The 6,328-nt window shown below is 71.8% G+C and carries 5 protein-coding genes; all 5 read right to left on the bottom strand.

Going from position 1 to position 6,328, the window contains the following annotated elements:
- Positions 1-174: 174 nt before the first annotated feature.
- The 5 genes from MTQ10_RS26380 to MTQ10_RS26400 all read right to left on the bottom strand — a co-directional run bounded on the left by MTQ10_RS26380 (position 175) and on the right by MTQ10_RS26400 (position 6,156).
- A complete protein-coding gene (locus tag MTQ10_RS26380; RefSeq protein ID WP_247472665.1) occupies positions 175-1,173 on the bottom strand; it encodes a sugar phosphate isomerase/epimerase family protein in 999 nt (332 codons plus the stop codon).
- Between the two features lie 18 nt (positions 1,174-1,191).
- A complete protein-coding gene (locus MTQ10_RS26385) occupies positions 1,192-2,469 on the bottom strand; it encodes a Gfo/Idh/MocA family protein (protein WP_374117697.1) in 1,278 nt (425 codons plus the stop codon).
- Positions 2,470-2,555: 86 nt separating this feature from the next.
- Entirely contained in the window at positions 2,556-3,608 is a 1,053-nt protein-coding gene (locus MTQ10_RS26390; protein WP_247472666.1) for a substrate-binding domain-containing protein, read from the bottom strand.
- A gap of 14 nt (positions 3,609-3,622) precedes the next feature.
- On the bottom strand, positions 3,623-4,642 hold the full coding sequence (locus tag MTQ10_RS26395; protein WP_247472667.1) for an ABC transporter permease: 1,020 nt from the start codon (positions 4,640-4,642) through the stop codon (positions 3,623-3,625).
- Positions 4,639-6,156 carry a sugar ABC transporter ATP-binding protein gene (locus MTQ10_RS26400; protein WP_374117698.1) on the bottom strand — a complete coding sequence of 506 codons (1,518 nt, stop codon included), beginning with the start codon at positions 6,154-6,156 and terminating at the stop codon, positions 4,639-4,641. Before MTQ10_RS26400 ends, MTQ10_RS26395 begins: the two co-directional genes overlap by 4 nt.
- Positions 6,157-6,328: the final 172 nt, after the last annotated feature.

Raw genomic sequence — 6,328 nt, forward strand, 5'->3', positions numbered from 1 at the left:
GCCTTGGGGCGTCGCCTCCTGTCGGGGGTGTGTGTCCGGCCTGCCGGGGTGGTGCGTCCGTCCTGCCGGGGTGGGCGGCGGCCTCGGCGACGGCCCGGTCGAGCCGGGCCGTGGCGGCTCGGGGAGGGGGGTCGTCCGCGCAGGGTGTGCCTGTGCTCATCGGGGTTCCTCGGGTCAGCGGGAGAAGGCCGCGTCGAACGCCGCCGACGGGGGGTCGAAGTCGTACGCCTTGAGGCGGGCGAGGGCTTCGGGGGTGCCCTGGAGGCGGTCCATGCCGGCGTCCTCCCATTCGACGGAGACCGGGCCGGTGTAGTCGATGGAGCGGAGCATGCGGAAGACGTCCTCCCAGGGGACGTGGCCGTGGCCGGCGGAGACGAAGTCCCAGCCTCGGCGCGGGTCGCCCCACGGCAGGTGGGAGCCGAGGCGGCCGTTGCGGCCGTCGAGGCGGGTGCGGGCCTCCTTGCAGTCGACGTGGTAGATCCGGTCGCGGAAGTCGTGGAGGAAGCCGACCGGGTCGAGGTCCTGCCACACGAAGTGGGAGGGGTCGAAGTTCAGGCCGAAGGCCGGTCGACGGTCGACCGCATCCAGTGTGCGGACGGTCGTCCAGTAGTCGTATGCGATCTCGCCGGGGTGGACCTCGTGGGCGAAGCGGACGCCCTCGGCGTCGAAGACGTCGAGGACCGGGTTCCAGCGGGCGGCGAAGTCGTCGTAGCCGCGGTCGATCATCGCCTCGGTGGCGGGCGGGAACATCGCGACGAGGTGCCAGATGGCGGAGCCGGTGAAGCCGATGACGGTGTCCACGCCGAACGCGGCGGCGGCGCGGGCGGTGTCCTTCATACGGTCGGCGGCCCGCCGGCGCACGCCCTCGGGGTCGCCGTCGCCCCAGACGGCGTCGGGGAGGATCGCGCGGTGGCGTTCGTCGATGATCGCGTCGCACACGGCCTGGCCGACGAGGTGGTTGGAGACGGCCCAGCACTTCAGGCCGTACTTGTCGAGGAGCCGGCGGCGGCCGGGGAGATAGCCGGGGTCGGTGATGGCCTTGTCGACCTCGAAGTGGTCGCCCCAGCAGGCGAGTTCGAGACCGTCGTAGCCGAAGTCGCGGGCGAGGCGGCAGACCTCCTCCAGTGGCAGGTCGGCCCACTGTCCGGTGAAGAGCGTGAACGGGCGCGGCATGGGTGCGGGGCCCCCTTCTCAGACGGCGATCGGTGTGTAGACGGAGTTCTTCGCGGCGCTCTCCTCCACCGCGGCGAGGACGCGCTGCACCTGGAGTCCGTCGGCGAAGGACGGTTCGGGGGTGCGGCCCTCGGCGACGGCGAGGACGAGGTCGCGGGCCTGGTGGACGAAGGTGTGCTCGTAGCCGAGGGCGTGGCCGGGCGGCCACCAGGCGTCCAGGTAGGGGTGGTCGGGTTCGGTGACGAGGATGCGGCGGAAACCGGCGCGGTCGGCGGGCTCGGTGCCGTCGTGGAACCACAGTTCGTTGAGGCGTTCCAGGTCGAAGGCGAGGGAGCCGTGCTCGCCGTTGAGTTCGATGCGCAGGGCGTTCTTCCGGCCGGTGGCGTACCGGGTGGCCTCGAAGGAGGCGAGGGCGCCCGAGGTGAACCGGCCGGTGAACAGGGCCGCGTCGTCCACGGTGACCTGTCCGCGGTCGACAGTATGCAGTGTGCGGGATGCGTTGAGGCCGGTGGTGGGGGTGCCGGGCAGCGGGCGGTGTCGTACGAACGTCTCGGTGAGCGCGGACACCCCGGCGAGGGGTTCGCCCGCGAGGTACTGGGCGAGGTCGACGATGTGCGCGCCGAGGTCGCCGAGGGAGCCGGAGCCGGCGTGTTCCCGGCGCAGCCGCCATGTCAGCGGGAAGTCCGGGTCGGTCAGCCAGTCCTGGAGGTACGTCACCCGGACGTGGCGCAGGGTGCCGAGGCGGCCCTCGGCGATCATGCGGTGGGCGAGGGCGGTGGCGGGTACGCGGCGGTAGTTGAAGCCGACCATGGCGATCCGGTCGTGTGCGCGGGCCCGTTCGGCGGCACGGGTCATGGCCTCGGCCTCGGCGACGGAGTTGGCGAGGGGTTTCTCGCACAGGACGTGCTTGCCGGCGTCGAGGGCGGCGACCGCGATCTCGGCGTGGCTGTCGCCGGGGGTGCAGATGTCGACGAGGTCGATGTCGTCGCGGGCGATCAGGGCGCGCCAGTCGGTCTCGGCGTGCGCCCAGCCGTGCCGTTCGGCGGCGGCGCGTACCGCGGTCGCGTCGCGTCCGCAGATCGCGGTGAGGTGGGGGGTGCGGGGCAGGTCGAAGACGTGGCCGACGGTGCGCCAGCCCTGGGAGTGGGCCGCGCCCATGAAGGCGTAGCCGACCATGCCGATCCGCAGCGGCGGTCCGGCGGGGGCGGTGCCGAGGGCGGTGGGCCGGGTGCCGGCGGCGCTGGTGGGGGTGGCTGTGGCGGCTTCCGGGGCGGCCGGCTCGTGCGGCTGTGCCATGGGTGGTTCCTCCTCGTGCTCGTCGCGGTGCCCGCCGCGGCGGGCGGGCGCCGAGGGGGGTACGGGCAGGTCGGGGCGGATGCGGGTCAGCGGAAGCCGGTGGACATGTACTGGTCGACGTTGGTCTTGTCGACGACGGCGGAGTAGAGGGTGACGGAGGCGGGGATCTCGTGCTCGGCGAGCCCGGCGGCGCCTTTGCCCTGGGCGAGGGCGCGGGCGAGGTCGATGGCGGAGGCGGCCATCGTGGGCGGGTAGAGCACGGTCGCCTTGAGGACGCCGTCGTCCTTCTCGATGGCCTGGAAGGCGGCGAGGGCGCCGGCCCCGCCGACCATGAGGAAGTCGTCCCGGCCGGCCTGTTCGACGGCGCGGAGCGCGCCGACGCCCTGGTCGTCGTCGTGGTTCCAGAGGGCGTCGAACTTCGGTTGGGCCTGGAGGAGTTGGGCCATCTTGGCCTGGCCGGACTCGACGGTGAACTCGGCGGCCTGGCGGGCGACCTTCTTGATGTTGGGGTAGTTCTTCAGGGCGTCGTCGAAGCCCTGGGTGCGCTGCCGGGTCAGTTCCAGGTTGTCCAGGCCGGCGAGTTCGATGACACGGGCGTCCGTTTTGTCCTTGAGTTTCCGGCCGATGTAGTGGCCGGCGTTGAGGCCCATGCCGTAGTTGTCGCCGCCGATCCAGCAGCGGTAGGCCTGCGGGGTGTCGAAGATCCGGTCGAGGTTGACGACGGGGATGCCGGCGCGCATGGCCTTCAGTCCGACCTGGGTGAGGGCCTTGCCGTCGGCGGGCAGTACGACGAGGACGTCGACCTTCTTGTTGATGAGGGTCTCGATCTGGCCGATCTGCTGGGCGGTGTCGTTGGAACCCTCGGTGATCTCCAGGGTGACGTCGCTGTACCGGGCGGCGCGTTTCTTCGCGTTGTCGTTGATGGCGTTGAGCCAGCCGTGGTCGGCCTGCGGACCGGCGAAGCCGATCGTGACGTGCTTGCCGGGGGTGTCGGCGGAGGCGGGGCGGTCGTCGGCGGCGGGTGTCTTGTCCTTGGGTTCGTTGCTGGTGCAGCCGGCGAGGAAGGCCGTGGCGGAGACGGCGGCCGTTCCGAGGAGCAGTCCTCTGCGGGTGGTGGCGTGCTGCGGGGAGAGGGGCATGGCGGAGCCTTTCGTCAGGTCGTGCTCGTGGTACGGCGCTGGACCAGGACGGCGGCGACGATGATCGCGCCCTTGGCGATCTGCTGGACGTCGCTCTGAAGGTTGTTCAGGGCGAAGATGTCGGTGATCGTCGTGAAGATCAGGACGCCGAGTACGGAGCCGGTGACGGTGCCGCGGCCTCCGCTGAGCAGGGTGCCGCCGATGATGGCGGCGGCGATGGCGTCGAGTTCGTACAGGTTGCCGTTGGTGTTCTGGCCGCTGCCGGACAGTACGATCAGCAGGAACGCGGCGATGCCGCAGCACAGCCCGGACAGCAGATACAGGTACAGGCGCTGGCGGCGGACGTCGATGCCGGCGAGGCGGGCGGCCTCGGGGTTGCCGCCGACGGCGACGGTGCGCCGCCCGAACGTGGTGCGGTTCAGCAGCAGCCGGCCGGCGGCCGTCACCGCGGCGAACACCAGGACGAGCGGCGGTACGCCGAGGACGTAGGCGTCGCGTTCGCCGAGGTGCAGGACGCTGTCGACGGTGACGATCTGGGTGCGGCCGTCGGTGATCTGGAGGGCGAGGCCGCGGGCGGAGGCCAGCATGGCGAGGGTGGCGATGAACGGGACCATGCCGCCGTATGCGATCAGCAGTCCGTTGACCAGGCCGCAGCCCACACCGACGACGACGGCGGTGAACAGTATCCCGGCGAAGCCGTACTCCTGCGTGGCGACGGTCGTCGCCCACACGGAGGCGAGCGCGACGATCGCGCCGACGGACAGGTCGATGCCGCCGGAGGTGATCACGAAGGTCATGCCGACGGTGACGACACCGATCACCGACGCCTGCGTGAGGATCAGTTGCAGGTTGCGGGTGTCGAGGAACTCGTCGGGCCGGGTGACGCCGCCGATCACGACGAGCGCGGCGAGCACCCCGAGCAGGGACAGGGTGCGCACGTCGGCGCGGCGCAGCAGTGTGTGCCAGGCGGGCGGTGCGCCCGCCGGTGCCGTCTTTCCGGCGCTGTCCCTCGGTGGTGACACATGCTGCGTCATGACGCCGGGCCTCCTTCCATGACGAGGTCGAGTACGCGGTGTTCGTCCAGGTCGCGGGCGGGCGCGGTGTGGACGACGCTGCCTTCGCGGAGCACCAGCACCCGGTCGGCGAGGCCGAGGACCTCGGGTATCTCGCTGGAGACCAGCAGCACGGCGAGGCCTTCGTCGGCGAGTCGGCGGACGACTGCATACAGTTCGGCGCGGGCGCCGACGTCGACGCCGCGAGTGGGTTCGTCCAGCAGCAGGACGCGGCAGCCGCGCAGCAGCCAGCGGGCGAGGACCGCTTTCTGCTGGTTGCCGCCGGACAGGGTGCGCACGGGCGCGGACGGGTTGTCGGGGCGCAGGGACAGCTGCCGGGTGGCGGCGCGCGCGGCGGCCCTCTCGGCGCGGTGGTCGAGCCGGCCGGCGCGGGAGAAGCGGTGCAGTGAGGAGAGGGAGACGTTGCGGGTGACGGACTCCAGCATCAGCAGGGCCTGCGCCTTGCGTTCCTCGGGGGCGAGGCCGAGCCCGGCGCGGACGGCGGCGCGGACACTGCCGGGGCGCAGCGGCCGGCCGTCGACCAGCACCTGACCGGCTGTCGGCTTCCGTGCGCCGTATACCGTCTCCAGTATTTCGGATCGCCCGGACCCGACCAGTCCGGCGAGGCCGACGATCTCTCCGGCGTGCACGTCCAGGTCGAGGGGGGCGAACTCTCCGGCGCGGGTCAGGCCGCGCACCTGGAGGACCGGTGTGCCGGCGGGCGGCGCGGCGGGCCGCTCGGGGAAGGCGTACTCGATGCTGCGGCCGGTCATCAGGGAGACGATGTCCCTGGTGGGGGTGGTTCTGGCGGGCAGTCCGCGGGCCACGGCGCGGCCGTCCTTGAGGACGGTGACACGGTCGCCGATCCGGCGGATCTCCTCCAGGCGGTGCGAGATGTGGACGACGGCGACCCCGGCGGCGGTGAGGTCGCCGACGATGCGGAAGAGGTTGGCGACCTCGTCCGGGTCGAGTGCGGCGGTCGGCTCGTCCATCACGATCAGCCGGACGTCGTGGGAGAGGGCGCGGGCCAAGGACACGATCTGCTGCTGTGCGGCGGACAGGGTGTCGGCCGGGCGGCGCGGGTCGATCTCGGGGTGGCCGAGCCGGCGCAGCAGTGCGGCGGACGCGGCTTCGGCCGTGCGGCGCCGTACGAGGAATCCGGCCGTGGTGGGTTCGTGGCCGAGGTGGATGTTCTCGGCGACGGACAGGTGTTCCACCAGGTCGAGTTCCTGGTAGAGGGTGGCGATGCCGAGGCGCATCGCGGCGATCGGGGAGCGCGGGGTGACCTGCCTGCCCTGCCAGCGGATCATGCCGGTGTCGGGCTGGTGGGCGCCGGCGAGGATCTTGATCAGGGTGGATTTGCCGGCGCCGTTCTGGCCGAGCAGGCAGTGCGATTCCCCGGCCTGGACGTCCAGGTCGACGCCGTCGAGGGCGCGTACTCCGGGGAACGACTTGGTGATGCCGGACATGGTGAGCAGCGGTGGGTCTGTGGCCATGCGGGTGTATCCCCTCGGCGCGGGTGTGCGGGGCCGTGGTGCGTGGGGGGGTGCCTCTATGTCCTTCGTCAAGGTGCCTGGGTTGGGTTGGAGGTGGTTTGGCTTGCTGGGGTCACGCGGCGAGTTCGACGGCCTTCGGTGTCCGGGATTGGTAGAAGGTGCCGTCGCGGAG

This window comes from Streptomyces sp. XM83C (assembly GCF_023072675.1).
GTDB classification, from domain to species: domain Bacteria; phylum Actinomycetota; class Actinomycetes; order Streptomycetales; family Streptomycetaceae; genus Streptomyces; species Streptomyces thermocoprophilus.